This window comes from Deinococcus fonticola (genome assembly GCF_004634215.1).
GTDB lineage: Bacteria > Deinococcota > Deinococci > Deinococcales > Deinococcaceae > Deinococcus > Deinococcus fonticola.
Window position 1 is genome coordinate 75415 of the sequence record NZ_SMMH01000014.1, and the last position, 24998, is coordinate 100412.

A 24998-nucleotide genomic window follows, 5' to 3' on the forward strand; every position below is an offset into this window, starting at 1 on the left:
TTAATCAGCGGTTAGTAAGAGAAGCGAAATGCTCAACGGATTACCGTGAGGCTGTCAAGTCCCTGGCGGTACGCCGCACCATTTCAGAAGAACACGTCACAGAGGGATTTTTCACACTCTCCATACCACCGCTCGGGGGAAGCAGCGAGACCAACTTATGGCTAAGGTAAATCAATGAAATTCCTGTTCATCGTCCTGCTTATTATCGCCGCGGCCATTGTCCTGCTGCGTCTGCGCCGCGTCGCGCGTGACCGCAGCGAAGCGCCGGGCACGGCCCCCGTTCAGCCGGACAGCTATGCCCAGCCGCCCGGCACCAACGTCCTGGCCGAGGAGACCGACGCCCGCCCGGAAGTGGCCGCCACGGCCCTGGCCGCCGCCCGCGCCAGTGTGGCCCAGGACATCCCCGACGAGGTGCTGGCCGACGTGCTGCTGGATACCACGCCCCAGCAGGCCGCCCGTCTGTTCGCCGGAGTCTCGCAGGACGTGATGGCGGGCGCCATCGGCCAGCAAACCCAGGGAGTGCATTTCGAGGGGCAGGCCCAGGCGGACGACCTGGCGCGCCTGAGCAACCTGTCCAGCGCCGTGGACGACCTGGACATCTGGAATTTCGGGGACGACTCCGGCAACAAGTCGGCCTGAAGGCAACGACTTCTTTTTCACCAGTGTGCCCCGGCGGCTCATGCTCATTGGCGTGAGTGAAGCCGGGGCCTTCGCCGTTATCATGGGCAGCATGACCCCCGAACCTGTCCGGCGCGCCCTGCTGAACATCCGCAGCGGGGGGCAGCAGTTGAAGGTGGACATCCTGCGTTCCGGCCTGGTGCGCCTGACGGTCACGGGCCGCGGGGGCGGCGAACTGCTGTGCGAAACCCTGGAAGACCTGCTGCTGGACGCGGCGGCCTCACCACTGCTGGGGCAGGAACCGTACGAGCAGCTTTGCTGGGAGCTGGACATGATGGCCCTGCGCGGCGACGGCAACCACTGACCGCGCAACCACTGGCCGGCAGCGGCCCGCTGTTCCCCCTTCAGGAACGCCCGCACCCCCCTGGGCCGCTCCCGCGTTATTGTGGGGCGTAATACCAATTTCCTTTGGGAGGACACCAACCATGACGATGAAACAACCCGTCCGCGTCGCCGTGACCGGAGCCGCCGGTCAGATCGGGTACAGCCTCTTGTTCCGCATTGCCAGCGGGGACATGCTCGGCAAAGACCAGCCCGTGATTCTGCAACTGCTGGAAATTACCCCCGCGCTGAAAGCCCTGAACGGCGTGGTCATGGAGCTGCGCGACTGCGCTTTCCCGCTGCTGCACGACGTGGTCATGACCGACGACCCCGAAGTGGCCTTCAAGGACGCCGACTACGCCCTGCTGGTGGGCGCCATGCCCCGCAAGGCCGGCATGGAGCGCGGTGACCTGCTGGGCGCCAACGGCGGCATCTTCAAGCCGCAGGGCGAAGCGATCAACAAGGTCGCCAAGCGCGACATCAAGGTGGTCGTGGTCGGCAACCCCGCCAACACCAACGCCCTGATCGCCCAGCAGAACGCGCCCGACATCGATCCCCGGCAGTTCACGGCGCTGGTGCGCCTCGACCACAACCGCGCCCTCTCGCAACTGGCCGAGAAGACCGGCGCCGCGGTCAAGGACATCAAGAACGTCACCATCTGGGGCAACCACTCCTCGACGCAGTACCCGGACCTCTCGCAGACCACCGTGAACGGCCAGCCCGCCCTGGAGCAGGTCGACCGCAGCTGGTACGAGTCCGAGTACATTCCCACCGTCGCCAAGCGCGGCGCGGCCATTATCGAGGCGCGCGGAGCAAGCAGCGCCGCTTCCGCTGCGGGCGCCGCCATCGACCACATGCGCGACTGGGCGCTGGGCACCCAGGAAGGCGAGTGGACGAGCATGGCGATTCCCTCGGACGGCAGCTACGGCATCCCCGAGGGCCTCATCTACGGCTTCCCGGTGCGCATCAAAGGCGGCCAGTACGAGATCGTGCAGGGCCTGGAAGTCAGCGACTTCAGCCGCGGCAAGATGGACGCCACCGCCAAGGAACTGGAAGAGGAACGCGAAGAAGTGCGTAAACTCGGCCTGGTCAAGTAAACACGTGCAATAAACACCCCTGTTCACCCCAGACAGACGGCTCAGCTTGAGTCGTCTGTTCTTCTTTGAAAAGATGAGGCATGCCTGATCATGAATCGCTGCAAGCGTGCATGGATTTTGCTGTCGCCCGGTACGACCGGCTGCACCGGGAAGACCCCGCGCAGGCCCCCGCCGAGGTCTGGACGGGCGTGCAAGACCGCCTGGCCCGCTATTTCGGGGAAAAGAGCATCGCCGCAGACGACCACGCGGAGTACCTGGCCGCCGCGCAGCGGGCCGTGTACCACCACACCGGCCACCTGTTCGAGGAAAGCGGCCGCTGACCCCAGCCGGGTGGCCTCCGGCAAGCCTCACCCGCCTGGCGGCCGGCGTTCATTACAGTGGGGCATGACTTCCCTGTGGAACCAGCCCGCCGCCGACCTGTTGCGCGCCGCCAGCAGTCACCAGGCCACCCCGGGCGGCGCGGGCACAGCGGCCCTGAGCGCCGCGTTCGGTACGGCCCTCGTGCACATGGCCGCCGTGATTACCCTGCAAAAAAACCGCAAGGCCGACCAGGAACCCGGCGAGTGGCCGCGGCGCATGGCTGAGCTGCACACCCTGATGCTGCGCCTGCATGACCTGGCCGACCAGGATGTGGAAGTGTTCGGCGAGTTCGTGGCCGCCACCCGTCTGCCCAGAGCCACTCCCGCCGAGCAGGACGCCCGCGAGGAGGCGCTGAGCACCGCTGGCGACGAGGCCCGCCACACGCCCCTGGCGATTGCCCGCACAGCCCTGGCCGCCCTGCAGCTGGCCGAGGAGCTGCTGCCCGGCACACACGCCGAGGTGACCAGCGACGTGGGGGCCGGGGCCGCCCTGCTGCGCGGCGCGGTGGACGCCGCCCTGCTGACCCTGGACATCAACCTGCGCCGCCTGACGCCGGGGGAACGCCAGCCTCTGCAAGAGCAGCGGGCTGAGCTGACCGCGCAGGCCCACGCCGCCGCCGAACGCGTCCTGCAAGCCGCCCAGGCCCGCATCGCGGCGGACAATGCCTGAAGGCTTGACAGAATGCAGGAACCTGAGTACATTAACTGAGCCTGAAACGCGCTCAACTTCGAGCGTCCAAGTGTGCCGAGGTGGCGGAATTGGTAGACGCACTAGTTTCAGGGACTAGCGCCGCGAGGTGTGTGGGTTCAAATCCCATCCTCGGCACCACAAGAACCCCAGCGAAAGCTGGGGCTTTTGCTTATGCTGAACGGTAATGACGGGCATCAGCGCAGAATTCCTGAACGACTGGCGCGAGCGAGTGCGCCACAATATGCTCACGCACCCCGAACACCACCTGAGCTGGCGACTCAGGCGTGATTTCTACGTGGAACTGGGGAACGAAACACCGGAAGCCAGAGCGTTCCGGGGCTGGCTGGCGGTGCTGTGCGCTCAGAAGGTACTACCCATTGCCATGACCCACCTGCCGGACGAGTCTTTACCCTTCCGGCAATTGAGCGCCGCCTTGCAACTTCTGAAGGGAGGAATTCCGGCGGAAAGTATTCAACGGTTACTGGACGTGGGTTATCACTTCGTCTACCACGAGTGTTTAGACGGGTCGCACCGACGGGACGTCCAGCGGGCCGTGTTTTGCGGTTACAAGGCCCTGTTGGAAGCGCAGGGAGAATTCCAACCTGATCCATTCGGAGGACTGGGGCCGGAATGGGTGGACTCCGCCGAAGCAGAGTTCCAGTCTGCGGCGACTGCCGAGGCCGCTTCCTACGCGGCGACAGCCTGGGCAGGCTCGTCTGGAACAGATGACGCCGATATCCTCGTTATTGATCCTGAGAGGCTCAGAGACTTCTGGCTGTGGTGGCTGGATGAGGGGTGGCCCATAGCTTTTCAGCTTGCGCAACGCTTTCAATTCGTGCCACGCCTGCAACCGAACCCTGTTTCGTTGAAGGCTGACCTGCATTCAGAACTGTTGAGCGAGTACGACAAAGAGGAGTGAAGAATAGGTCTCCACTCCCCCTCCTCAACCCTGATTACACCGCCTGCGTGGCGGCCAGTTTCTCCAGCACGGCGGGGTCTTCGAGCGTGCTGGTGTCCCCGGTGATCTCGTTTCCGGCGGCGATCTGCCTCAGGAAGCGGCGCATGATCTTGCCCGAGCGCGTCTTGGGCAGGGCGTCGGCGATGTAAATGGCGTCGGGGCGGGCCAGGGCCCCGATCTCGCGGGTGACGTGCCGGCGCAGTTCGCTGGGGTCGGCGGTGTGGCCGTCCTGAATCAGGATGAACGCCACGACCGCCTCGCCTTTCACCGGATCCGGGCGGCCGACCACGGCGGCCTCGGAAACGCTGCTGTGGCCGACCAGCGCGGATTCGATTTCCATGGTGCCGAGGCGGTGGCCGGAGACGTTCAGCACGTCGTCGACGCGGCCCACGATGGTGTAATAGCCGTCCTGATCGCGGCGGGCACCGTCCCCGGCGAAGTACACGCCCTTAATTTCGCCCCAGTAGCTCTTGCGGTAGCGTTCGTCGTCGCCGTAGACGGTGCGCAGCATGCTGGGCCAGGGGCGTTTGATGACCAGCAGGCCGCCGTCGTCCGGGCCGAGTTCCTCGCCTTCGTGGGTCATCAGGCCAGGTTCCACGCCGAACATCGGCAGGCCCGCGCTGCCGGGCTTGCTGGGGAAAGCGCCGGGCAGGGTGGTCAGCATGATGGCGCCCGTTTCGGTCTGCCACCAGGTATCCACGATGGGGCAGCGTTCCCCGCCGATGACGCGGTAGTACCACATCCACGCCTCGGGGTTGATGGGTTCGCCCACCGAGCCGAGCAGGCGCAGGCTCGACAGGTCGTACCGGCCAGGAATCTCGTCGCCGTGCTGCATGAAGGCGCGAATGGCGGTGGGCGCGGTGTACAGAATCGTGACCCTGTGCTTCTGGATGATGTCCCAGAAGCGTCCCCAGTCGGGCTGGTTGGGGGCGCCCTCGTACATGACGACGGTGGCGGCGTTCAGCAGGGGGCCGTACACGCTGTAGCTGTGGCCGGTGACCCAGCCGATGTCGGCAGTACACCAGTAGATGTCGTCGTCTTGCAGATCGAAGACGGTTTTGGTGGTCAGGTAGGTGCCGACCATGTAGCCGCCGGTGGTGTGCTGCACGCCCTTGGGTGTTCCGGTGCTGCCGGACGTGTACAGCAGGAACAGGGGATGCTCGCTGTCGAGGGGCACGGCCTCGTGCTGGTCGCTTTGCTTATCGACCATGTCGTGCCACCACACGTCGCGGCCTTCCGTCCACCACTCCACGGGCGTCCCGGCGCGTTTCACCACCAGAATTTTTTCCAGTCCGGGCGCGAGCTTGGCGGCCTCGTCGGCGTTCACTTTCAGGCTGACGGGTTTGCCCCGGCGGAAACCGGCGTCGGCGGTAATCAGCAGCTTGCTCTTGGCATTGTTGATGCGCTCCGCGAGGGCCGACACCGAAAAGCCCCCGAACACCACGCTGTGGGCCGCGCCGATACGGGCACAGGCCAGCATGGAGATGGCCGCTTCGGGAATCAGGGGCATGTACAGGGTGACGCGGTCGCCCTGCTGCACGCCGAGTTCCAGCAGGGCGTTGGCGGCCTGGCACACCTCTTTAAGCAGTTCGGCGTACGTGTAGGTTTTGACCTCGCCGTCCTCGCCTTCCCAGATGATGGCTTGCTTGTCACCGTAGCCGCGCTCCACGTTGCGATCCAGGCAGTTGTAGGCGATGTTCGTCTGCCCGCCCACGAACCACTGGGCGTGGGGTTCCTGCCAGTCCAGCACCTGATCCCACGGCCTGAACCAGTGGAGTTCGTTCGCCACCTCAGCCCAGAACTGATCCGGCTCGTCCAGGCTCTGGCGGTACAGGCGTTCGTACTCGGCCCGGCTGACTTTCGCGCTGGCCTGGAAGGCTTCGCTGGGGTGAATGACGCGGGTTTCGTGCAGCATCGCGTCGATGTGGTCGGTGGGATGGGGATGTGTCATCGGGGTGACCTCCAGTCAGGAGAAACGGGTTCCACGGCCATAAAAAGACAGCAATTTGGAGTTCGTTCACTGTACCGCACGCCCTCAAATCCCCGCTGTCGTCACCACAGGCGTACTGAACCCGGTCTAAAATCAGGGAAAATCCCGACTGGAAGCCACTTTTCAGGTTCAGAAAAGGCGTGGACAGCGGCAGCTTATCCAGACGAATTCACAGCGTATGACACGCCGCAACCCACCAGCCAGGGTGCGTCTCAGAGAGGCGCTCCGCCGCCGCCTGCGCTTCCACATCCGTCTGCGCCAGCGCAAAACAGGTGCTGCCGCTGCCGCTCATCAGGGGCGAACGCAGGCCCACGTCACTCAGGGCATGCAGCGCGCGAATGATCGCCGGGTGGCGCGCCACCACCTCCGGTTGCAGGGCGTTCAGGTAAGGCACGTCCGCCCGCTGTTCGAGTGCGGCCAGAATGGCGCCCACCTCCAGCGGTTCCGTGAACCCGCCCGCTTCATCCAGCCAGGTGTAGGCATCACGGGCACTGACCTCTACGCCCGGATTCACCAGCACCAGCGACGTTTCCGGCACCTTCAGCGGCGTCAACCGCTCGCCCACGCCCTGTGCCAGGGCCGCACCCCGCAGCAGGAAGAAAGGCACGTCCGCCCCCAGTTGCAGGGCCAGGGCGGGCAGATCCACGTCTGCCGGGTACAGCTCGGCCAGCGCCAGCAGCGTAGTGGCCGCGTCACTGCTGCCCCCGCCCAGCCCGGAGGCCAGCGGCAGATTCTTGTGAAGCACCACCTCCAGCCCGGCCCCCACCCCCGCCGCCGCCAGGTAGGCGCGGGCCGCCCGGTAGACCAGGTTGCGTTCGTCCGTGGGCAACTCGGCACCCTCCACCCGCAGCGACAGCGACGCAGCGGGCGCCAGGCTCAGCGCGTCCCCCACCGAGAGCGGCACCATGATCGAGTGCAGGTCATGGTAACCATCCGCGCGCACCCCCAGCACGCTCAGGCCCAGGTTGATTTTTGCAGGCGCGAAGTAGCGGTCAGTCATGCCTGTTCACCCTCCCACACGGCCGCCAGGGCTTCGGCCAGGGCCAGGTCGCCGGGGGTCGTGACCTTGAACAACCGGGCGTCCCCCGGCACCAGCCGCACCCGCCCGTTCCCCTCGGCTTTCAACAGCCGCGCCACCAGCCCGGCATCGTCCGTCGCGGCAAACCCGTCGGTGACGGCCTGTGCGTGCGCCTTCAGGATCAATTCGCGCCGAAAGGCCTGCGGAGTCTGGACGGCCCACAGGCCCTCGCGGGGGGTCAGGTCACCCCAGTTGCCGCCCGCCTCCGCCCGCACCAGCGTGTCTGCCACCGGCAGCGCCAGCGTCGCCGCGCCCGACTCGTGCACGGCCTCCAGCAAGTCCAGCACCACGTTCTCCGGCAAAAAGGGCCGCGCCGCGTCGTGAATCAGCACGTACTCCGCCGAAGTCGCCCGCAGGAGCCGCGCCACACTGTCCTGACGGGTCGCCCCACCCACAATGGCCCGCGCATCCAGCCCAGGGGGCAACTCCATTCCCTCCGGCAGGGCCACCACCACCTCATCCACCAGCGGACGCAACGCCGCCACACTCCGCGCCAGCAGACTTTGCCCGCGCACCTCCACGAACGCCTTGGGCCCCCGACCCAGGCGCGAGCCCGAACCCGCCGCCGGAATCAGCGCGGCTGTGGTGCCGGACAGAACACAGGCCGAGGTCATCCTTCCTCACGCCAGCGTTTGAAATTCGGGGCGTCCAGCCTGAACTGGTCAAGGACGCGCGCAGTGACGAAGTTCAGCAGGTCTTCGACGTTTTGCGGCGCGTGGTAGAACCCCGGCGAGGCCGTCATGAGGGTGGCTCCGGCGTCATGGGCGCTCAGCATGTTCTGCAAGGTGGGGCGCGGCAGCGGGTCTTCGCGCACCACCAGCACCAGGGGGCGGCGTTCCTTGAGGGTGACGTGCGCGGCGCGCGACAGCAGGTTGTCCGCGAAGCCGTGCGCGATTTTGGCGAGGGTGCCGGCACTGCACGGAATGACCAGCATGCCGTCGGTGCGGAAGCTGCCGCTGGCGACACTGGCGGCCAGATCACGGTCTTCGTGCACGGCGCTGGCCAGGGGCGTCAGGTCGCCCAGTTGCGGGCCGCCCTCGGCCGTCATGACGCGCTTGGCGCCGCTGGACACGATCAGGTGGGTTTCCACGTTCAGCACCTGCAGGGCCTGAAGCACATTCAGGGCATACGGAATGCCGCTTCCACCGGAAACCCCCACCACCAGACGCATAAAAGCAGACTAGCAGGGAAGGCCGCGAATTGAGGGCGAATGGCCGAGGGCCGGGACAGTGGCTGGGTTCCGGGAACCGCCTGCTGGAAAAACAACCTCCCCTGCATGTTTTTCCATTCATGACGCTTGCCCCAGAAACGCTTCAGGACAGGCAATAAACATCCCTGCCCGGCTTGTGACAGCATGACCGCGTGACCCGAATCCGCCCCCGTGACGACGCTGCTCAGGCGCTGCTGGACATGCTGGCCCTGTCACTGGGCGGGGCGGTGGCGCTGGGGTTTGCGCGCTTTGCCTATGCACTGCTGCTGCCCACCATGCGCTCGGAACTGGGCTGGTCGTTCACGCTGTCCGGCGCGATGAATGCCGCGAATGCGCTGGGCTACCTGCTGGGGGCCCTGACGGCAAACGTGCTGGGGGCGCGCTGGGGCCTACGGCGAACATTTCAGCTGGGGATGCTGGTCACAGCGGGCAGCCTGCTGCTGTGCGCGGTCACGGCGCAGGAGACGCTGCTCCTGATCCTGCGGCTGGTGGCGGGACTGGGTGGGGCGTGGGTGTTCGTGAGTGGGGGCGCGCTGGCGGCGCTGGCCGCGCGGGCTCACCCGGCGCACAGTGCGCGGCTGCTGGGGGTGTTTTACGGCGGGGCGGGCATTGGCATCGTGCTGTCGGCCCTGCTGCTGCCGCCCCTGTTGCAGGCGGGCTGGCGCGGCGCGTGGCTGGCCCTGGGCCTGGCGTCCGTGTTGTGTCTGGGGTTGACGTCAAGCACCCTGGCGCGGCTGCCGGACCGGGCCAGGGCGGCTCCGGCGGGGCACGACCACACGCCGCTGAAGCCTCTGTTCTGGGCGCTGGCGGCGTACACCTGCTTCGGCATCGGGTACATCGCCTACATGACCTTTATCGTGGCGTTCCTGCGGCTGGTGGGCGCGGGCGGCCTGGTCACGCCGTTCTGGGCGCTGCTGGGGGTGTGCGTCATGGTCAACCCGTTCGTGTGGGGGCCACTCGCCGCGAAAGCCAGGGGAGCGCGGGCCATGAGCATTCAAATGCTCACCCTGGCCGTCGGCGCGGGGTTGCCGCTGGTGTCGCATCACCCGTTAGCCCTGCTGCTTTCGGGCACGCTGTTCGGCCTGAGCTTCCTGGCGGTGGTCACCTTCACCACCATCATCACCCGGCGCGTCCTGCCGGAGCACGCCTGGGCGCGGGGCATCGTGGCATTCACCAGTATTTTCGCGGCGGGTCAGGTGACCGGGCCGCTGCTGACCGGCCTCCTCGCGGACAGTGCGGGGGGCTTGCGCCTGGGCCTGGGCGTCAGCGCCGCCGTGCTGCTGCTGGGCGCGGGGCTGGCGCTGCTTCAGCCGGCCACACAGCAGACCGCCCGCTGAAACAGAAAGTGGCGAGAAGACAAGAAGAAAGAGAGAGGCTGGCGAAGCCTCTCCCTGTGGATGTCGGAATTGCTGAGGGTCAGCGGGTGCCGAGACCGTCGAAGGTGTCGATGGGGTGGCTGTCCCACTCAGTGGCGGGCACGAAGGCGTCGGCAGGGTTGTTGTCCCCGACGATGACGCTCAGTTTGCGGCGCAGGGTGACGTTCTCGCCCCACTTGGTGGCCACGCCCACCTGACCGAAAACGTCGATGACGGCGCCGTCTTTCCTGAGCACCAGGGCGTCGTCACCATTGAAGTTGGTCACGGCACTGACGGTTCCCAGGGCCTTCAGGGCGGCACTGGCCGAGCCGTTCACGAAGACCAGGGTGGCCCCGGCGTTCAGCGTACCGCTGAGTTTCTGGATGTTGCCGGCCGTCGCCGATCCGTTCGAGTACAGCTCCAGGCTGTACTTGCTCAGGTCCAGGGCGCCAGAAGTGGGGTTGTACAGTTCGATGGCCTTGTTGTTGCTGCTGCCTTCCACGTACTCGCTGATGATCAGGTCACTGCCGGTGGGTGGGGGCGGCGTGACCACCAGAGGCGTCACCGTCACGATTTTCTGCGCGGTGGCCGTCTGGCCGTTCGCCTCGGCGGTCACGGTCACGCTGAACGTTCCGGCAACGGCGAAGGCGTGCTGGGCGCTGGTGGCCGTGCCTGCCAGGGTCTCGGTCGAGCCGTCACCCCAGTTAACACTGACGGTGCCCGGCGTTTCGCTGGAGGCAATGCTCAGCGTGTAGGGTTGCCCGGCACTTACGCTGTCCGCGCCGCTCAGCGTGACGCCGAAGGTGGGTTTCACTTCGTCCCTGTTCAGGTTCAGGCCCACCAGCACGGGGTCGTGGTCGGAGGCGCGGTAGGGGTTGTTCTGCCACAGGTCCGGGCTGGTGCAGGTGGAGGTGGTGCACTCCGGCAGCTTCTTGTATTCGGCGTTGTAATCGGCCAGCGTGGGTTCGTCGGCGTTGATGTGCCACTCGGTCACGCCGGTGACCTGCTGGTCCAGGCTGGTGCTGGCCAGCGCGTGGTCGAGGTAACCGAACAGTCCGCCGAACTGGTAGCTGTAGCGTTCCTGGGCGGGAATGCGCAGGTTCTCGCTGACGAAGCCGCCCGCCATGATGGTCTGGATGGGTTTTTCCTGTCCGTAGGCGTTGAAGTCGCCCATGAGCAGCACGTCCTGGTCGCCGCTGCGGGTCTTGAGTTGATCCACGAAGGTCAGCAGGCGGGTGGCCTGCCCGGTGCGCAGGGTGTTCCAGCAGCCCTCGCCGGTGTCCACGTCGCCAGTGCTGGGGCAACTGCCCTTGCTCTTGAAGTGGTTGGCCACGACGGTCAGCACGCCGCCGGTGCCTTTGTCCTGGAAGGTCTGGGCCAGGGGCGGGCGGCTGTGGATGGGGTCGTTGTCGATCACGTAACTGCCCACAGGCGTGACCCGGGCCGGTTTGTAGATGATGGCGACCTTGATGGCGTCGGTGCCGATGGTGCCGGTCTGCACGCCCCGGTACACTTCGCTGCCGTAGGCGCTGTTCAGGGCGGTCACCAGGCTGTTCAGGGCGGTGTCGCCGCTGTTCTGCACTTCCATCAGGGTAACGATGTCGGCGTCCAGCCCCCGGAGCGCGTTCACGATCTTGGTCTGTTGCCGCTGAAACTCGAAGGTGCTGTCGGCCCCACGGTCATTCTGGCCGCCGAGGGTCGTGAAGTAGTTCAGGACGTTGGCGCCGGCGACTTTCAGGGTGCCGCCCACGGGTTCGGGCGCGGCGGGGCGCGGGTTGGCGTCCGTGAAGGTGGGCGCAGCGGTGGGTTCCACCTTGAACACATTGTTGGCGTAGTGCAGCACGCCGCTCAGGTTCGCCACGGTGTCCCCGGTGCGGCGCGTGCCGGCCGCGCTCAGGTAGGGCAGGTTGGCGGGGTTCTGGGTTGTGTTGGCGTCGTCCAGCACGATCTTGCGGGCAGCGTTCGCCTCGGGAGTGGTGCTTTCGTTGCCGTTGGTGGGGTTGAACAGGCGCCCGCCGCTGCTGAGGCCCAGTTCGCCGTAGCGTCCGTAGCCGTAATTGTCGGTCACGGTCAACGTTTCGGGGAAGGTGACGCGCATGCCCTCGTATTTTTCGAGGTCGGTGAAGGGGGCTTTCAGTTCCACCGGGTTGACGCTCAGGCCGCTGGCGCAGGTGACAAAGGCGCTCAGGGTGTCCACCTGGGTGCTGCCGTAAAACTCCTTGACGGTGCCGGTGAACTGCACCAGGTCGCCCACCTTCACCGCCTGGGACGCGTTACCGGTGTATACGAACACGCCGTCACTGGTGCCAGCGTCCCCGTCTCCCCCGTCACGGGCCTGCACGAAGAAGCCGCGCAGCCCGGCCTGGAAGTCGGCGGTCACGACACCGCGCACGGTCACGGTCTGGCCCAGCAGCGGGCTGCTGTCGCCGCTGCCCTGAATGGCCGGAATGGCGGTCACGGGCGTGGGCGACACCGGGCAATGGGCCACGGTGTTCAGCACCACCTTTACCTGGCTGCCGCCCTCACTGTGATCAAAGGTCGCGGTGCCGGTCTGGGTGACCTGCCCGTCGCTGCTGGTGCCGGTGACACTCACTGTCAACCCGCTGGCGCTGGCGACCGCCTTGAAGACGGTGCTGGCCGCGTCGCCCGTGATGGTCATCGGCTGCGACTCCTCGCCCAGCTTGGCGCTCAGGGTGGTGGTTTCCGGCAACAGCGGGCCGGCGGTGACGGTCACGTCCGCTTTCACGCGCTGCGGCGTCAGGTCACCCGTGATCTTGCCGCTGGCGAAGTTGACCTCGGCGCTGGACTTGTACAGCACCACGCCGCCTTTCTCGTCGTAGGCGCGGACGGTCAGGGTGTACTTGGGGTCGCCTTTGGGCAGGTTTGCCAGCGTCACCTTCACCTGGCCGCCCACCACTTCAGCGCTGAACACGCGGGTGCCTTTGCTGCCCACCGCCTCCAGCGTCACGAACTTGACGTCCTCCGGAAACACCAGCTTGAAGACCGGGTCAGCCAGCGCCTGGCCTTGCAGGGCGGCGCTTTCCAGCGTGACTGAAGGCTGCACCGAGGGCTGCACGGCCGGTTTTTGCGCCGTGGGGGTCTTCGCGCCGGTGGCGGGGGTGAGGCTCTGGGCCTGAGTGGGTGCGGTGGGGGTGGGGGCGGTGGGGGCCGCCTGCATTCCGCAGGAGGCGAGAATCAGGGAGCCGGACAGCAGCAGGGCGTGTTTCAGACGCATAGTTCTCCTCGTGGACGGGGTGTCCAGAATGGTTGAATTGACCGGGTTCAAAGCATAGTCGGGTCTCATCAGCTTTTTGTGAACTGTTCACAATCGCAGTTCAAAAAAGAGAAGGAGGGTGTCAGGGAGCCTGCAGGGCCTTTCCGCTTCCCTCGGCCTCGCGGCGACCGAACAGCAATGGCAGGCACGGGCCGCCTTCTTTCATTGTCTGCAACAGCGTCTTCCGGTTTGGCCTGGGGTAGACTGGCCGAACTTGACAATCCAGGAGGCTGTTCCTGTGGCGCAACTGAAATTTCCGCATTACCACACTTACGACGAGTTGACGCAGTACCTCGAGGACGTGGCGCGAGACCACCCCACGCTGGCGAGGCTGTCCAGCATGGGCAAAAGCTACCAGGGCCGCGACCTGTGGGTGCTGACCCTGACGAACACCGAGAGCGGGCCGGACAGCGAAAAACCCGGCTACTGGATCGACGCGAACATCCACGCCGGCGAGGTCACGGGCGGCGCGGCGGCCCTGTGGACGATCGAGCACCTGCTGAGCCATTACGGCCAGGACAGCGCCGACGGGCGGCAGGCCACCGAACTGCTGGATCAGCACGCCCTCTACATCGCGCCGCGCCTCTCACCGGACGGGGTGGAAGCTTTCCTGACCACGCCCATGCAGGTGCGCTCCAGCCTGCGCCCCTACCCTTTCGAGGACGAGCGCGAGGGCCTCTATCCGCACGACATCGACGGGGACGGCCGCATTTTGCAGATGCGCGTGCCCGACCCCAAAGGCCCCTGGAAAGTCAGCGAGAAAGACCCCCGCTTGATGCGCCGCCGCACCTTTCAGGATTCCGGGGCGCAGGAGGCGGGGGAGCAGTTTTACCAGGTGTACGGCGAGGGCCTGATCCGCGATTACGACGGCTACACCGTGAAGGCCGCGCCCACGCAGTACGGCCTGGACCTGAACCGCAACTTCTTTTTCGACTGGGGCCCGGAAGGGCAGCAGCGCGGCGCGGGGCCCTACCCTGCCAGCGAACCCGAGACCCGCGCGCTGGCGGACTTTTTCGCCAGGCACCCCAATATCAACGGCGCACAGTCGTACCACACCTACGGCGGCGTCATTTTGCGCCCGTACAGTGGCCGCGCCGACGACACCCTGCCCACCCACGATCTGCGCGTGTTCAAGCAGATGGGCCAGGGCGGCACGGACCTCACCGGCTACCCGCACACCAGCGTGTTTCACGGGTTCCGCTACGACCCCAAGGAAGTGCTGCGCGGCGGGCTGTTCGACTGGTTCTACGACTCGCTGGGCATCTTCGCGTTTGCCACCGAGCTGTGGGACGTGGTCGCGGCCGCCGGCATCGGCGAGGAGAAAGGCGGCGTCCTGACCCGCGACTTCATCGAGTGGGGCCGCGATCACCCCGAGGAAGACGACCTGAAACTCCTGAAATTCAACGACGAGCAGAACCTGGGGGGCTTCGAGCCCTGGCGCCGCTTCGAGCACCCGCAACTGGGCGCGGTGGAAATCGGCGGCTGGGATTACCGCACCTTCTGGGGGGTCGCGCCCCTCAAGTTTCTGGAAGAGATTGCCGATAAGAACGCCCGCTTCACGCTGGCGCACGCCGGGGCGAACCCGCGCCTGAACTGGAAGGTGGTGGACGTCAGGCCCCAGGAAGGCGGCCTCTACCACCTGGTCGCCGTGCTGGAAAACACCGGCTTCCTGCCCACCTACACCAGCGCCCGCGCGATGGAACGCCAGGCCGTGCAGCCCATCCGCGTGAAGGTACAGGGAGGCAGGCTGCTGAGCGGCGAGGCCACCCAGGAGATCGGCCAGCTGGAAGGCCGCAGCGCCGTGCAGGGTGGTTTCGCGCCCACCTTCGCCAGGCAGGAGCAGAAACTGGAGTGGGTGATCCGGGGCGAAAAAGGCAGCAAGGTCACGCTGGAAGCCGCCGGGCAACGCGCGGGCGTGGCGCGGGCAGAAGTCGAACTCGGCTGAGCGTGCCAGGGAAGCGGGAAAACATGCCAGGGAGGTGGTTTTCCCGCCGTCGAAAACGTTTTGTACGCCTGACCCTCTTCACCGGCAGGGTTTCGTTATGCTCTGCGGCATGACCCGCACTTTTCAGTGTTTTGTGGCCCTGGGTGACAGCGTGACCGAGGGCATCGGCGACGCGGTCGCGGGCTTCCCGCAGATGGGCGCACACGACGCGCTGGCCCTGCGCCTCAAGGCACTCAACCCTGACCTGAAGTACGTGAACCTGGCCCGGCGCGGCCTCCTGAGCAGTGAAATTCTGGCGACCCAACTGGAAGAGGCCATGGCCCTCCAGCCCGATCTGGTCAGCATTATTGCCGGGGCCAATGACCTGCTGATGCGCCGCTGGCACCCCGAGCAGTTCGAGCAGGACTTCGGTAGGCTGCTGGGCGCCTTTCCGGCCGCCACCGAGCGCCTCACCATGACCCTGCCGAATTTCTCCATTCCCATCGGCATGCCCGCCAGCATGACCCTGCGCTTCGAGCGGCAGTGGACACAGGCCAACGAGATCATCCGTCGCCTGGCCCGGCAGCACGACGCCCTGCTGCTGGATGTCGGCGCGGACACCGCCTTTCATCACGCCGATGTGTGGAGCGCCGACCGCGTTCACCCCAATGCCCGTGGGTACGCGCTGGTCATGCAGGACATGCTGGAGTTGCTGGGCCTGCCTTGAACAAAGCGGCTCCAAGCCCCTCACCACGGCCCGAAGACCAGAGGTGAACTTCCTGGGAATTCTCTGATGGTTTTGTTCCGGAGCGGCCCTCCAAATTCCGCCGAGCCTGGAAGAGGACCGCGCAGGCCTCCATTCTCTGTGCTGATCGCCCAAATTCACTCGCTGCGCTCGGACGGCAGGCCATCCGTTTTCTGGTCAAATGCTCTAAAATGGTCAGTGTGAACACGAGACGACTGTTGCCTCTGGTTTCCGCCCTGCTGCTCGGCTCGGCTGGCGCCGCTCCCTTCACCATGACGGTGCTGCACACCGACGACCTGCACGGTCACCTCGACCCGGTGAAAATCGGCGAGAACACCTACGGCGGGTACGCCCGGCAGACCACCCTGATCAAGCAGTACGCCGCGTCCGATGTGAACCCGCTGGTGCTGTCGGGCGGCGACACCTTCCAGGGCACGCTGTTCTACAACGTGTACCAGGGCCTGGCGGACGTGCTGTTCATGAACTACCAGGGCTACCAGGCCATGGCGGTGGGCAACCACGAGTTCGACAACGGCCCCGAAGCCCTGGCGAGGTTCGCGCAGAAAGCGCAGTTTCCGCTGCTGGCCAGCAACATCGACGTGAGCACCGAACCCCTGCTGAAAGACCTGATCAAGCCCTACGCGGTGCTGAACGTCGGCGGCGAGAAGATCGGCGTGATTGGGGCCGTGACCCCGGACCTGCCCCTTATCAGCAGCCCTGGCCCGAACGTGAAGATGCTGGAACTGATGGCCAGCCTCAAGAACAGCGCCGACGCCCTGAGTGCGCAGGGCATCAACAAGGTCGTGCTGGTCTCGCACCTGGGCTACAGCGTGGAGCAGCAGGTGGCCGCTGCGGTACCCGGCATCGACCTGATCGTGGGCGGGCACAGCCACACACTGCTGGGCACCTTCGACAACAAGGACTTTCCCAAGTCCGAAGGGCCTTACCCGACCGTCGTGCAGAACCCCGACGGCAACAAGACCCTGCTGGTCGCCGCCTGGGAGTGGGGCAAGGTGCTGGGCCGCATCAAGGTCACCTTCAATGACGCCGGCGCGGTGGACAGCTGGGAAGGCAACCCCATTCCCGTCAGCAAGGACATCGCCGAGGACGACACCAGCCGCCGCATGATCGCCACCCTCAGCGTGCCGATCGCCAATCTACGCCAGCAGGTCGTGGGCAACACCGGCACCGGCCTGAACGGCAACCGCGAAGTCGTGCGCAAGCGCGAAAGCACCATGGCCAACGTCCTGGCCGACGCCGCCCTCGCCGCCGCGCAGCCCGCCGGGGCGCAACTGGCCTTCGTGAACGGCGGGGGGGTGCGCGCCGGCATCGACCAGGGCCCCATCACCTTCGAGGAAGCCATCACCGTGCAGCCCTTCGGCAACAGCCTCAGCGTGCTCGACCTGACCGGCGCACAGATCCGCGCCGCGCTGGAACACGGCGTCGCCACCTGGAGCGAGAACAAGGGCCAGTTCCTGCACGTCTCCAAGGGCGTGTCCTACACCTTCGACCTGAGCAAACCCGCCGGCAGCCGCGTGACCGCCGTGACCCTGAACGGCCAGCCCCTGGTGGACAGCCAGACCTACAAGGTCGCCATGAACAACTTCACGGCCGGCGGCGGCGACGGCTTCACCATGTTCCAGGGTGCCAAACGCCTCGACACCGGCACGCTGGACGTGGACATCCTGGTGAACTACCTGAAGGCCAACCCCACCCTGAGCGCCCAGAACGAAGGCCGCATCGTGATCGTCAACGAACCCGCCGCTAAATAAGTTTTACAAGCGAGAAACCGCCCGTCACGAGGATGGGCGGTTTCTTTTTTGTCGCACTTTATTGATCGGCCACGCAGGTGTTCCCCGCAGGGTCGTACATCTGGCCCTGGTCGCATACCGGTTGCGGCCCGCTGCACGCACTCAGCCCCAGGGTCAGTACGACGAAGGCCAGCACTTTCCAGCTTTTCAGAAGTCTCATACGCCAGAGTACATCCTGGCCCCGGCCCAGAGCAGTTCTCCGAATTCCGTTCTGCGGAGAACATCACTCCGCATAACTCCACTCTCCGTCCTGCTCGTCTGAATTCACTCGCGCTGCTCGGACAACAGCACGGCGTGCTTTTGTCTAATGCTCTAGCACACCCTTACCCCCCTTTCCCCAGGCGCCCGATTAACTCCACGCCGAACGCCACGCCTTTCACGAAGTGCTCCTTGACGATATTCTCGTTGGGGGCGTGGACGCGGCCGGCGCTGTTGCCGATGCCCGCCGCCACGCAGGGCACACCGAGGGTATCCGTGAAGGGGTGCATGGGGCCGCTGCCGCCCGCGCTGGGGTGAACGACGGGTTCGCCGTGAACGTCTCGGGCGGCGCTGATGCACGCCTGGACGAAGGGGGCGGTCATGTCGCTGCGGGCGGATTTCTGGTGGGCTTCGAGTTCGACGATCTCCACGTCCTGCAGGCCCTGGGCGTCCAGGTGAGCGCGCAGGAGGTGCACGATGTGCGCCGGATCCTGATCCGGCACCAGGCGGAAATCGAGTTTCACGAAGCCCTCGGCGGGCAGCACGGTTTTGCTGCCCTGGCCCTGGTAGCCGCCGCCCCAGCCGTTGACGTTCACGATGGGTTTGAAGTTGGTGCGGTAGGCGTACTCGGTTCCTTCGGCGAAGACGCGCTTCAGGCCGAAGGTATCTTTCAGGTGTTTCTCGCCACTGTCGATGGTCTCCAGGGCCGCGAGGTCGGCGGGCGTGGGTTCGCGCACAGAATCGTGGAAGCCGGGGATCAGGATATGGCCCTGGTCGTCGCGGATGCTGGCAACCGCCCTGGCGAGGCGGTACAGGGGGTTGTCGACGACGGCCCCGAGGCTGCTGTGCAGGTCACTGTCGGCCAGTTTGCAGCGCAGCTCGACGGCGATGATGCCCTTCAGGCCGAGGCTGATGACGGGCCGCCCGTCATCGCGCAGGCCGCCGAATTCCCACCAGCAGCCGTCGGCCTGCAGCTGCGCCTGGTGCGTCTCCACGAACTGCACCAGGCTGGGGCTGCCGACTTCCTCTTCACCTTCAATGAGCCACTTGATCCTGATGGGAAGCTGCCCGCCGTGCTGTTCCTTGACGGCGCGGACAGCGGCCAGACGCGAGGCCAGTTCGCCCTTGTCGTCGCTGGCCCCACGGCCGTACAGTCGCCCGTCGCGTTCGGTGAGGGTAAAGGGCGGGCTGTGCCACAGTTCGACGGGGTCTTCGGGTTGCACGTCGTAGTGGTTGTAGATCAGCAGCGTGAACGGCCCTTCCCCGGCTTCGGCCAGCAGGATGGGCGCGACCTCACCGGGGAACGCCTGCACGCGGAAGCCCTCGGCTTCCAGCAGGCGCGAGACGGCGGCGGCAGTTTCGTTCAGCATGCGACCCTGCGCGGACACGCTTTGCAGCGCCACCAGGTCACGAAGGTCAGTCAGGCCGCGTTCGACGTGCGCCGCCAGGTCAGGTGTGGTCATACCCAGAGGGTAATGCAAAACGCCCGCTGAAGGAGGCGAAACGGAATACAAGAGCATCCGCGCGATCCCCCTGCTTGCCCTTCGCCTTCTTCTATGGTGAGAGGCGTACGAAATGGCGCTACACAGGAGGGCAGCGGCGGAAGAATGAAACGCAGACCTCGCAAAGGAGGCGTGCGGCGACCTCCGATGTCCCAGAATCCATTTAGGCCCGCATGGGCCCTGCTTCACCTGTACCAGTACCGCGAAAAGCAGAACGCCCGGCGGGAGATTCCGGACGTTCCAGCGGGAGAAAGGCACCTTGAAGGAGGAGGCAAGGTGCGAGGAGGTGTTCGGTCAGGGTTTACGTTTTGTCCAGCTGTAGGAACGGAAGGCGTCGACACCGAACCACACGGCAAACACACCGGCGATGATGGCGGCTGACATCTTGTTCACGTTGAAGGCGCGGTAAGCGATAAAGGCGCACACCACGGCCAGCAGCAGGCTGAGCAGGAACACAACGTTGGGAGGAACGCGCCGACCGAACATGAGACCAGCTTACTGAGACTCATCTAACAAAATCATTCCAGTTGCCCCAGCGTAAGTTCATGCAATGCCGGGGGAAAGATTAACTGTTGCCCAGGAAGTCCACCTGCACGGCTTTGGCCTGCGCTTCCTGCCGCGCGGTGCTGAGCTGGGCATGAACAGCCGGGCGCAGGGCGCGTTCGGGCTTTTGCCACAGCGCCTGGGCCACGCGGCTGGCGCGGCGCACCAGGATGGCCTCGCCCGGCTGCGCCAGGCTGATGGCCGCCAGCAACGCCTGGGCGCTGGGCGGCAGGTCAGCCGTAAAGTCCAGGTTCACCAGGGTGGTGACGCGCTCGGTGCCGCCCTGATCGGTGTTGCGGCGCAGGCTCACGCGGGCTTCCGGCTGGGCGGGCCGCTGCTCGATCAACACGTCGGTCTGCGGCAGGTGCGGCCCGCCCCCGCTGCCCCGGCGGGCGTCGTTGGCCAGGGCATGGGCGCTGAGCATGTGCCGCCCGGTGCGCGGGGCGTAGCGGGCGTGCAGGTGCAGGCCGCGCTGCTCTGCTTCGTCCAGCAGTTCGCGGGTGGCATCGGCCAGCAGCTGCGGGCCGCGCCCACGGGCCACGCAGGCAATGACCGCCTGGTTGTCGGTGTGAACAGTCAACGCCTCGCCAGCCGGCGCGGCCCGCACGGCTTCCAGCACCGCGCGCAACTCGGCGGCGTTGTTGTCGGGCGAGTCCAGCAGGCCCTGAAAGCGGACGGGCAACTGGCCGGGCCGCAGCAGCACCATGCCCCAGCCGCCCAGGCCGCTGCCGTCGGACTGCTCCTGCCAGCTGGCGTCCACGTAAGCGTGATTCACGGTCTTTCGCCCCCGAGCGCCGCCCACCATCTGCCCTGTGCCATTTGCGTTCTCACTATGCCTGATGTCCTGACGCGGGAATGCGATACTTCTCTTCATGAGTGAGCTGGATGTTCTGGATCTGTACAAGCAAACCGGCGCCTTTCACGAGGGCCGCTTTCTGCTGGCCTCGGGCCGTCAATCGCCGTTCTTCCTGCAGTCCACGACGCTGCTGCAGCACCCCAGGGCCATGATGCAGGTGGGCGCGGCCATGGCCCGCAAGGTGATGGAAGCGGGCCTGACCCCGGATTTCGTGGTCGGCCCGGCCATGGGCGGCGTCACCCTGGCCTATGAGGTGGCGCGGCAACTCTCGGAAGCGCAGCCGGACATCAGGGGAATTTTCGCCGAGAAAGACGGCATGGGCGGCATGAAGCTCCGCGAGGCCTTCAGCATTCGCCCCGGCGAGACGTTTATTGCCACCGAGGACGTACTGACCACTGGCGGCAGCCTGCTGCGCGCCGTGAAGGCCGTCGAAGCGCACGGCGGCAAGTGCATTGGTCTGTGCACCATCATCGACCGCCGCCAGGAAACCGGGCCGCTGCACGGCTACCCCCTGATGAGCCTCAAGGAACTGTACTTCGACACCTACGCCCCGCACGAAGTTCCGGACTGGCTGGCCGAGCGGCCGCTGCAAGAGATTTAAGGAGTCGCCATGATCACTGTCATGAACCGCATTTTCGTGAAGCCCGAATTTGCCGAGCAGTTCGAGGAACGCTTTCGCACCCGCGCCGGACTGGTGGACAGCATGCCGGGCTTTGTGCGTAACGAAGTGCTGCGCCCCACCCGGGCCGGCGACCCGTTCATTGTCCTGACCTACTGGGACAACATGGGCGCCTTTACCGCCTGGACGGAATCGGACGCTTTCAAGCAGGGCCACGCCCGCAGCGGCAGCCTGCCCCGCGAAGCTTTCAGCGGCCCCAACGTGCTGGAAATCCACGAGGTGATTGGGCAGGGTGCCCAGTAACCCATCTGCAGGCCGAACTTATGCGGACTCGGATGGAATCACTTCGTCAGCGATTGCATCCGAGCAAAGCGAGTGGGAGCAGGGCGGGTTCCAGGCGTGGCGTTTGCAAACCAGCGCTTTCCCGGTGGGTCAACGGAACAGAGAGAACCCGTATTACCCCGCCCAGGCGCCTGCAAAGGTTTCGGCGGGGGTGTTCACGTGCATTACGGCGTCCCCGCCCGTGGCGGCGAAGAAGCGCTGCACCAGTTCGTAGCCCAGCGCGTACCCGGCCCAGCGGGGAAGCTGCCTGTCCACCGAGCCGAAAAACCAGGCGTTATGGTCGTAGGGCTGGTGCAGTTCGGCCTGTGCCCGCTGCCAGAGCCCGGCCATGTTGGCGTGCGCAGCCGCGTAAATGGGGGGCTGACCGCGCTCCTCGGCTTCATAGAGCAGATTACAGAATTACGCCGTTCGGGGAAAAGCACCCCAAACGGCTCCATTCTTCCATCTGCTCCGCTGAATTCACTCACTCTGTTCGGACAGAAAAAGACTAAAAATATAGTCTTTTTCTGTCAAATGTTCTCGTGCTGCGCCAGGCCCTCCGAGACGAGGGCTTCCAGCAGCGTGCGCCCGTAGCCGACGCCCTGCCAGCGTTTGGCATGGTGCAGTTCGTGGCCCAGGTGCAGGGGCAGTTCCCTGCGCCACAGACGCTCGAAATTCGGGTTGCCGGGGTTGACCATCAGCTGCACGAAGTGGCCCTGCGGCGCGTATCCCACCAGGCCCAGCTCCGGAATATCCCAGTGCGGGTCGACCAGGAGCGCCACATCCACCCCGTCAAGCTCCAGCCGCGCCGCGTGCCAGCCCAGGGCGTCCTGGGTGACTGACCTCAACTCTGCTTCAAGTTCAGGCGTCATTCTCTTGCCGGCGTTCAGGACGTGCAGGACGTTCGTGCCTTCAATATGGCGCCATATGTACCCCCGCTCGCCCGAGTTGCACTGACGCGGAACTCAGGCGCGGAACCCAGGCACGGGCAGGTTACTGACTGATGAACAGCTGCGTTTCGGTCTTGCCCTTGGCCTTGTCGTACTGGCACTGCATGACGGCGGGTGAAAGGGTGCGGTGCATGGTGCCGCCGCTGGCCTGCAGCTCGACCGGGGACTGCCATTGCAGGCCGGTGCGCTGCGGCTGGCCTTGCTGCTCGGCGATGGGCTGAACCTGGCTGACGATTTCGCGGGAGGAGGCCGGCACGTTCACGTGCAGGGTTTCGCCGGCCTTCAGGAGTTTCACGTCCTGGATCAGTTTATTGAGGTTGCCCTGCGACACGGGCTGGCCCTGGAACACCACGGTGGTTTGCAGCTGGCCGGTCTCGTGCAGGTTTTCCTTGCACTGGTCGATGAAAGCGTACTTGGAAATCCCGTAGGCATTGCGGTCGCTGTACAGGGGGTTGTCCCGCACGGCGTAGGCGGTGACCACGCCCAGCAGCAGGGCGAGGATCAGCAGGTAGACGGGAAAGGTGCTGCCCGCACGACCGGGGGAACGCTGGAGGGTCGAGTTACTCATGACCTGCCTAGCATACCGTTCCGGCGCGGCCCCGGGCGCATCTCCTGCAGGCACACCGGCCTTGTGCCGGAGCAGCGCGGGGCAAAAGAGGGCGCGGGCGTTAGAGTTCCGTGATGAAAGGCGACTAGAATACGGCTTCGGAGTGTAGCTTGACTGATCCTGAACGCATCCCTTCCGGCTACCGTCTGATTCGTTCCATCGGGCGGGGCAACACCTCGCAGGTGTACCTGGCGACCACCCAGGAGGGCCGCGAGGTGGCCCTGAAGTTGCCGCACCCGGAAACAGTGAAAGTCCATGAGTCCGCCGAGCGGTTCGGTAACGAGGTCAGGCTGACCCTGAAGTTCCGGCACCCGCACATCGTGCAGGGTTTCGGCGGAACGCCCTTCGGCCAGCAGGCTTTCCTGGCGATTCAGTATTTCCCGCTGGGGGCCCTGAGTGAACAACTGGTGCTGCGCCAGGGCCGCAAGCTGGAGTTGCCGGAGGCCCTGCGCATCCTGGCGGACATTGCCGGGGCGCTGGCCTACCTGCACAAGAACGGCGCGGTGCATCAGGATGTCAAAACCCAGAACGTGTACGTGAACCCGCAGGGCCGCGCGGCATTGGGGGACCTGGGCAACACCTACTTCATGGCGCAGGGCGGCAAGGTCAGCGGCAGCCCCTACTACATGGCCCCGGAGATCTACCACGGCGAGAACAGCAGCAGCGCCAGCGACGTGTACAGCCTGGCGGTCATGATGTACGAGCTGCTGACCGGACAGCGGCCCTTCAGCGGCGGCAGTTACGAGGAACTGATGGTCGCGCACCTGACGCGTTTCCCCACGCCGCTCTCGCATCTGAGCCCGCTGGTGCCCCGACCCGTCAGCCGCCTGGTCGAGCAGGGTATCGCCAAGCGCCCGCAGGATCGGCCCAGTGCCGACAGTATTTACCGCGCCCTGCTGGACGCCCTGGGCGAGAAACCCGACGACGAGGAAGAGGAAGAAGCGCACACGCCCGCCACGTATCAGCCGGGCCGTCACGGCACTGCCCCACGCGGCGCCACCCCGCCAGGCAGCCCCCCGGCGACGCCGTCCTCAGAGCCCAAGAAGAGCAGCAGGGGCTGGAACCCCTTCAAGAAGAAGTCATAAGGGCTCCGGCCACTCAGTGAGGAAGTCGCTGTGAACCCCCGCCCAGCCTGAACAACAGGTGTCCCGGACGTGCAGGGAGCCAGCCGATGTTTTGCTGGTTCGAGAACAAATGGGGAGGCGCAGGCCCACGGCCGCCGCGCCGGCCGGTGACTCCGCTGTCTGCAAGTCAGCCGGAAATGAGGCGAACCAGAATGATGGGGCAGGGCAACAGACTTCAGGCTGCGAAGAATCGACCGAGAACGAAGGCCAGCGCACCCGCGAGTCCGAGGGGCAGGCCGACTTGTTTAGCCTGCCAGGGGCTGACATGAATCCCCAACCCGATCAGCAAGCAAGCTCCTGCAAGAAGGGTAAAGTCAACCCCATCTCCTTCCGCCAGAAAGGTGCCGGCACGCCAACAGAGCATGAAGGCGCCGACAATCAGCATCAGCGCAATGAACGCCCGCCCCTGAGCAGACATGGGGGCCTCTGAACCACTCTCCACTGCAGCGGTACTGGAGGTGCTGACCGGCGTGCGACCAGCAGCACGGATTTCCGGCCTGGCCGACTGCACCTGACGCGGAGGCTTCCTTCGCCTGGAGCGGAGCGAGGCGCCGATCACCAGGCCAGAAGCCAGCATGGAAAACCACGTTCCGGGGGCAAGACTCAGGCTCTCAGGCGACATCAACGGGAGGCAGAACATCAACAGCACCACGACCACCGCTCTGGACTGCACCCAAGAAGGCGGACAGGGGGTCAAGTCACATCTGGGCTTGATGATACTGGGCCGCAAACTCTGCCGGGGGCACGTACCCCAGACTGGAGTGTAATCGCCTCTCGTTGTACAGGG

Annotated in this window: 26 protein-coding genes and 1 tRNA gene; 14 read left to right on the forward strand and 13 right to left on the reverse strand. The window is 65.6% G+C overall.

All coding sequences use genetic code 11. The features are described from left to right. Window positions 1-174 precede the first annotated feature (174 nt). The 7 genes from E5Z01_RS19995 (at window position 175) to E5Z01_RS10195 (ending at window position 4065) form a co-directional block, all read left to right on the forward strand. The gene (locus tag E5Z01_RS19995; RefSeq protein ID WP_240738283.1) at window positions 175-639 is read left to right on the forward strand and encodes a hypothetical protein; all 465 of its coding nucleotides are present in this window, start codon (window positions 175-177) and stop codon (window positions 637-639) included. Window positions 640-691: 52 nt separating this feature from the next. Beyond that, window positions 692-982 (forward strand): hypothetical protein, encoded by a 291-nt coding sequence (locus tag E5Z01_RS10170; protein ID WP_135229253.1) that lies wholly within the window; start codon window positions 692-694, stop codon window positions 980-982. A 121-nt stretch (window positions 983-1103) separates the two neighbouring features. Beyond that, on the forward strand, window positions 1104-2096 hold the full coding sequence (locus E5Z01_RS10175; RefSeq protein WP_119763648.1) for a malate dehydrogenase: 993 nt from the start codon (window positions 1104-1106) through the stop codon (window positions 2094-2096). Window positions 2097-2176: 80 nt separating this feature from the next. After that, window positions 2177-2416, forward strand: coding sequence for a hypothetical protein (locus tag E5Z01_RS10180; protein WP_135229254.1), 240 nt, complete (start codon window positions 2177-2179; stop codon window positions 2414-2416). Between the two features lie 64 nt (window positions 2417-2480). Next, window positions 2481-3125, forward strand: a complete 645-nt coding sequence (locus E5Z01_RS10185; RefSeq protein WP_135229255.1) for a cyclodeaminase/cyclohydrolase family protein — start codon at window positions 2481-2483, stop codon at window positions 3123-3125. Window positions 3126-3199: 74 nt separating this feature from the next. Continuing rightward, window positions 3200-3284: transfer RNA gene (locus tag E5Z01_RS10190), tRNA-Leu, on the forward strand. A gap of 46 nt (window positions 3285-3330) precedes the next feature. After that, on the forward strand, window positions 3331-4065 hold the full coding sequence (locus E5Z01_RS10195) for an Imm5 family immunity protein (RefSeq protein WP_135229256.1): 735 nt from the start codon (window positions 3331-3333) through the stop codon (window positions 4063-4065). A 34-nt stretch (window positions 4066-4099) separates the two neighbouring features. Here E5Z01_RS10195 and acs read toward each other — a convergent pair whose 3' ends face one another. The 4 genes from acs to E5Z01_RS10215 form a co-directional block, all read right to left on the reverse strand. After that, window positions 4100-6055, reverse strand: coding sequence for an acetate--CoA ligase (gene acs, locus E5Z01_RS10200; RefSeq protein ID WP_135229257.1), 1956 nt, complete (start codon window positions 6053-6055; stop codon window positions 4100-4102). Window positions 6056-6263: 208 nt separating this feature from the next. Continuing rightward, window positions 6264-7094: a 4-(cytidine 5'-diphospho)-2-C-methyl-D-erythritol kinase gene (locus E5Z01_RS10205; protein ID WP_135229258.1), complete on the reverse strand. Its 831-nt coding sequence runs from the start codon at window positions 7092-7094 to the stop codon at window positions 6264-6266. After that, entirely contained in the window at window positions 7091-7786 is a 696-nt protein-coding gene (ispD, locus tag E5Z01_RS10210) for a 2-C-methyl-D-erythritol 4-phosphate cytidylyltransferase (protein ID WP_135229259.1), read from the reverse strand. The genes E5Z01_RS10205 and ispD overlap by 4 nt, the downstream gene beginning before the upstream one ends. Further along, a complete protein-coding gene (locus E5Z01_RS10215) occupies window positions 7783-8343 on the reverse strand; it encodes a UbiX family flavin prenyltransferase (RefSeq protein ID WP_135229260.1) in 561 nt (186 codons plus the stop codon). The genes ispD and E5Z01_RS10215 overlap by 4 nt, the downstream gene beginning before the upstream one ends. 191 nt (window positions 8344-8534) lie before the next feature. On the opposite strand from E5Z01_RS10215, the gene E5Z01_RS10220 reads away from it, so the two are divergent. Beyond that, the gene (locus E5Z01_RS10220; RefSeq protein ID WP_240738284.1) at window positions 8535-9719 is read left to right on the forward strand and encodes a YbfB/YjiJ family MFS transporter; all 1185 of its coding nucleotides are present in this window, start codon (window positions 8535-8537) and stop codon (window positions 9717-9719) included. A 79-nt stretch (window positions 9720-9798) separates the two neighbouring features. Here the strand turns inward: E5Z01_RS10220 and E5Z01_RS10225 are convergent, their stop codons facing one another. Then, a complete protein-coding gene (locus E5Z01_RS10225) occupies window positions 9799-12972 on the reverse strand; it encodes an ExeM/NucH family extracellular endonuclease (RefSeq protein ID WP_135229261.1) in 3174 nt (1057 codons plus the stop codon). A 253-nt stretch (window positions 12973-13225) separates the two neighbouring features. On the opposite strand from E5Z01_RS10225, the gene E5Z01_RS10230 reads away from it, so the two are divergent. From E5Z01_RS10230 to E5Z01_RS10240, 3 genes are all read left to right on the forward strand, one after another. Continuing rightward, window positions 13226-14956 carry a M14 family metallopeptidase gene (locus tag E5Z01_RS10230; protein ID WP_240738285.1) on the forward strand — a complete coding sequence of 577 codons (1731 nt, stop codon included), beginning with the start codon at window positions 13226-13228 and terminating at the stop codon, window positions 14954-14956. 109 nt (window positions 14957-15065) lie between these two features. After that, window positions 15066-15662: an SGNH/GDSL hydrolase family protein gene (locus tag E5Z01_RS10235; protein WP_167757861.1), complete on the forward strand. Its 597-nt coding sequence runs from the start codon at window positions 15066-15068 to the stop codon at window positions 15660-15662. 218 nt (window positions 15663-15880) lie between these two features. Next, the gene (locus E5Z01_RS10240; protein ID WP_240738286.1) at window positions 15881-17452 is read left to right on the forward strand and encodes a bifunctional metallophosphatase/5'-nucleotidase; all 1572 of its coding nucleotides are present in this window, start codon (window positions 15881-15883) and stop codon (window positions 17450-17452) included. A 58-nt stretch (window positions 17453-17510) separates the two neighbouring features. On the opposite strand, the gene E5Z01_RS19500 is transcribed toward E5Z01_RS10240, so the two are convergent. From E5Z01_RS19500 to E5Z01_RS10255, 4 genes are all read right to left on the reverse strand, one after another. Continuing rightward, on the reverse strand, window positions 17511-17651 hold the full coding sequence (locus E5Z01_RS19500; protein ID WP_167757862.1) for a hypothetical protein: 141 nt from the start codon (window positions 17649-17651) through the stop codon (window positions 17511-17513). Between the two features lie 163 nt (window positions 17652-17814). Continuing rightward, a complete protein-coding gene (locus E5Z01_RS10245; protein WP_135229264.1) occupies window positions 17815-19152 on the reverse strand; it encodes a M20/M25/M40 family metallo-hydrolase in 1338 nt (445 codons plus the stop codon). A gap of 333 nt (window positions 19153-19485) precedes the next feature. After that, the gene (locus E5Z01_RS10250) at window positions 19486-19677 is read right to left on the reverse strand and encodes a hypothetical protein (protein WP_135229265.1); all 192 of its coding nucleotides are present in this window, start codon (window positions 19675-19677) and stop codon (window positions 19486-19488) included. Window positions 19678-19756: 79 nt separating this feature from the next. After that, complete coding sequence (locus tag E5Z01_RS10255) at window positions 19757-20509, reverse strand: ribonuclease HI (RefSeq protein ID WP_135229266.1); 753 nt, start codon at window positions 20507-20509, stop codon at window positions 19757-19759. A gap of 97 nt (window positions 20510-20606) precedes the next feature. Between E5Z01_RS10255 and pyrE the strand changes: the two genes are divergently transcribed. Continuing rightward, complete coding sequence (pyrE, locus tag E5Z01_RS10260) at window positions 20607-21191, forward strand: orotate phosphoribosyltransferase (protein ID WP_135229267.1); 585 nt, start codon at window positions 20607-20609, stop codon at window positions 21189-21191. A gap of 9 nt (window positions 21192-21200) precedes the next feature. After that, window positions 21201-21512, forward strand: a complete 312-nt coding sequence (locus E5Z01_RS10265) for an antibiotic biosynthesis monooxygenase family protein (RefSeq protein WP_135229268.1) — start codon at window positions 21201-21203, stop codon at window positions 21510-21512. A gap of 153 nt (window positions 21513-21665) precedes the next feature. On the opposite strand, the gene E5Z01_RS10270 is transcribed toward E5Z01_RS10265, so the two are convergent. The 3 genes from E5Z01_RS10270 to E5Z01_RS10280 all read right to left on the reverse strand — a co-directional run bounded on the left by E5Z01_RS10270 (window position 21666) and on the right by E5Z01_RS10280 (window position 23048). Further along, complete coding sequence (locus tag E5Z01_RS10270) at window positions 21666-21881, reverse strand: DUF2268 domain-containing putative Zn-dependent protease (RefSeq protein WP_135229269.1); 216 nt, start codon at window positions 21879-21881, stop codon at window positions 21666-21668. 179 nt (window positions 21882-22060) lie between these two features. Further along, window positions 22061-22402 (reverse strand): DUF2268 domain-containing putative Zn-dependent protease, encoded by a 342-nt coding sequence (locus tag E5Z01_RS10275; RefSeq protein ID WP_135229270.1) that lies wholly within the window; start codon window positions 22400-22402, stop codon window positions 22061-22063. A gap of 121 nt (window positions 22403-22523) precedes the next feature. Further along, window positions 22524-23048, reverse strand: coding sequence for a hypothetical protein (locus E5Z01_RS10280; protein WP_119763680.1), 525 nt, complete (start codon window positions 23046-23048; stop codon window positions 22524-22526). Window positions 23049-23197: 149 nt separating this feature from the next. Here E5Z01_RS10280 and E5Z01_RS10285 point away from each other — a divergent pair, with 149 nt between their 5' ends. Further along, complete coding sequence (locus tag E5Z01_RS10285) at window positions 23198-24172, forward strand: serine/threonine-protein kinase (RefSeq protein WP_135229271.1); 975 nt, start codon at window positions 23198-23200, stop codon at window positions 24170-24172. Window positions 24173-24386: 214 nt separating this feature from the next. Here the strand turns inward: E5Z01_RS10285 and E5Z01_RS10290 are convergent, their stop codons facing one another. Further along, window positions 24387-24869, reverse strand: coding sequence for a hypothetical protein (locus E5Z01_RS10290; RefSeq protein ID WP_135229272.1), 483 nt, complete (start codon window positions 24867-24869; stop codon window positions 24387-24389). Between the last annotated feature and the right edge of the window lie 129 nt (window positions 24870-24998).

Excerpts from the sequence above, each read along its gene's own strand:
- acs (WP_135229257.1), bottom strand. The coding sequence starts at position 6,055 with ATGACACATCCCCATCCCACCGACCACATCGACGCGATGCTGCACGAA.
- E5Z01_RS10195 (WP_135229256.1), top strand. The coding sequence starts at position 3,331 with ATGACGGGCATCAGCGCAGAATTCCTGAACGACTGGCGCGAGCGAGTG.
- E5Z01_RS10185 (WP_135229255.1), top strand. The coding sequence starts at position 2,481 with ATGACTTCCCTGTGGAACCAGCCCGCCGCCGACCTGTTGCGCGCCGCC.
- E5Z01_RS10215 (WP_135229260.1), bottom strand. The coding sequence starts at position 8,343 with ATGCGTCTGGTGGTGGGGGTTTCCGGTGGAAGCGGCATTCCGTATGCC.
- E5Z01_RS10180 (WP_135229254.1), top strand. The coding sequence starts at position 2,177 with ATGCCTGATCATGAATCGCTGCAAGCGTGCATGGATTTTGCTGTCGCC.
- E5Z01_RS10175 (WP_119763648.1), top strand. The coding sequence starts at position 1,104 with ATGACGATGAAACAACCCGTCCGCGTCGCCGTGACCGGAGCCGCCGGT.
- ispD (WP_135229259.1), bottom strand. The coding sequence starts at position 7,786 with ATGACCTCGGCCTGTGTTCTGTCCGGCACCACAGCCGCGCTGATTCCG.
- E5Z01_RS10250 (WP_135229265.1), bottom strand. The coding sequence starts at position 19,677 with ATGTTCGGTCGGCGCGTTCCTCCCAACGTTGTGTTCCTGCTCAGCCTG.
- E5Z01_RS10245 (WP_135229264.1), bottom strand. The coding sequence starts at position 19,152 with ATGACCACACCTGACCTGGCGGCGCACGTCGAACGCGGCCTGACTGAC.
- E5Z01_RS10225 (WP_135229261.1), bottom strand. The coding sequence starts at position 12,972 with ATGCGTCTGAAACACGCCCTGCTGCTGTCCGGCTCCCTGATTCTCGCC.
- pyrE (WP_135229267.1), top strand. The coding sequence starts at position 20,607 with ATGAGTGAGCTGGATGTTCTGGATCTGTACAAGCAAACCGGCGCCTTT.
- E5Z01_RS10205 (WP_135229258.1), bottom strand. The coding sequence starts at position 7,094 with ATGACTGACCGCTACTTCGCGCCTGCAAAAATCAACCTGGGCCTGAGC.
- E5Z01_RS10235 (WP_167757861.1), top strand. The coding sequence starts at position 15,066 with ATGACCCGCACTTTTCAGTGTTTTGTGGCCCTGGGTGACAGCGTGACC.
- E5Z01_RS19500 (WP_167757862.1), bottom strand. The coding sequence starts at position 17,651 with ATGAGACTTCTGAAAAGCTGGAAAGTGCTGGCCTTCGTCGTACTGACC.
- E5Z01_RS19995 (WP_240738283.1), top strand. The coding sequence starts at position 175 with ATGAAATTCCTGTTCATCGTCCTGCTTATTATCGCCGCGGCCATTGTC.
- E5Z01_RS10280 (WP_119763680.1), bottom strand. The coding sequence starts at position 23,048 with ATGAGTAACTCGACCCTCCAGCGTTCCCCCGGTCGTGCGGGCAGCACC.
- E5Z01_RS10265 (WP_135229268.1), top strand. The coding sequence starts at position 21,201 with ATGATCACTGTCATGAACCGCATTTTCGTGAAGCCCGAATTTGCCGAG.
- E5Z01_RS10275 (WP_135229270.1), bottom strand. The coding sequence starts at position 22,402 with ATGACGCCTGAACTTGAAGCAGAGTTGAGGTCAGTCACCCAGGACGCC.
- E5Z01_RS10270 (WP_135229269.1), bottom strand. The coding sequence starts at position 21,881 with ATGGCCGGGCTCTGGCAGCGGGCACAGGCCGAACTGCACCAGCCCTAC.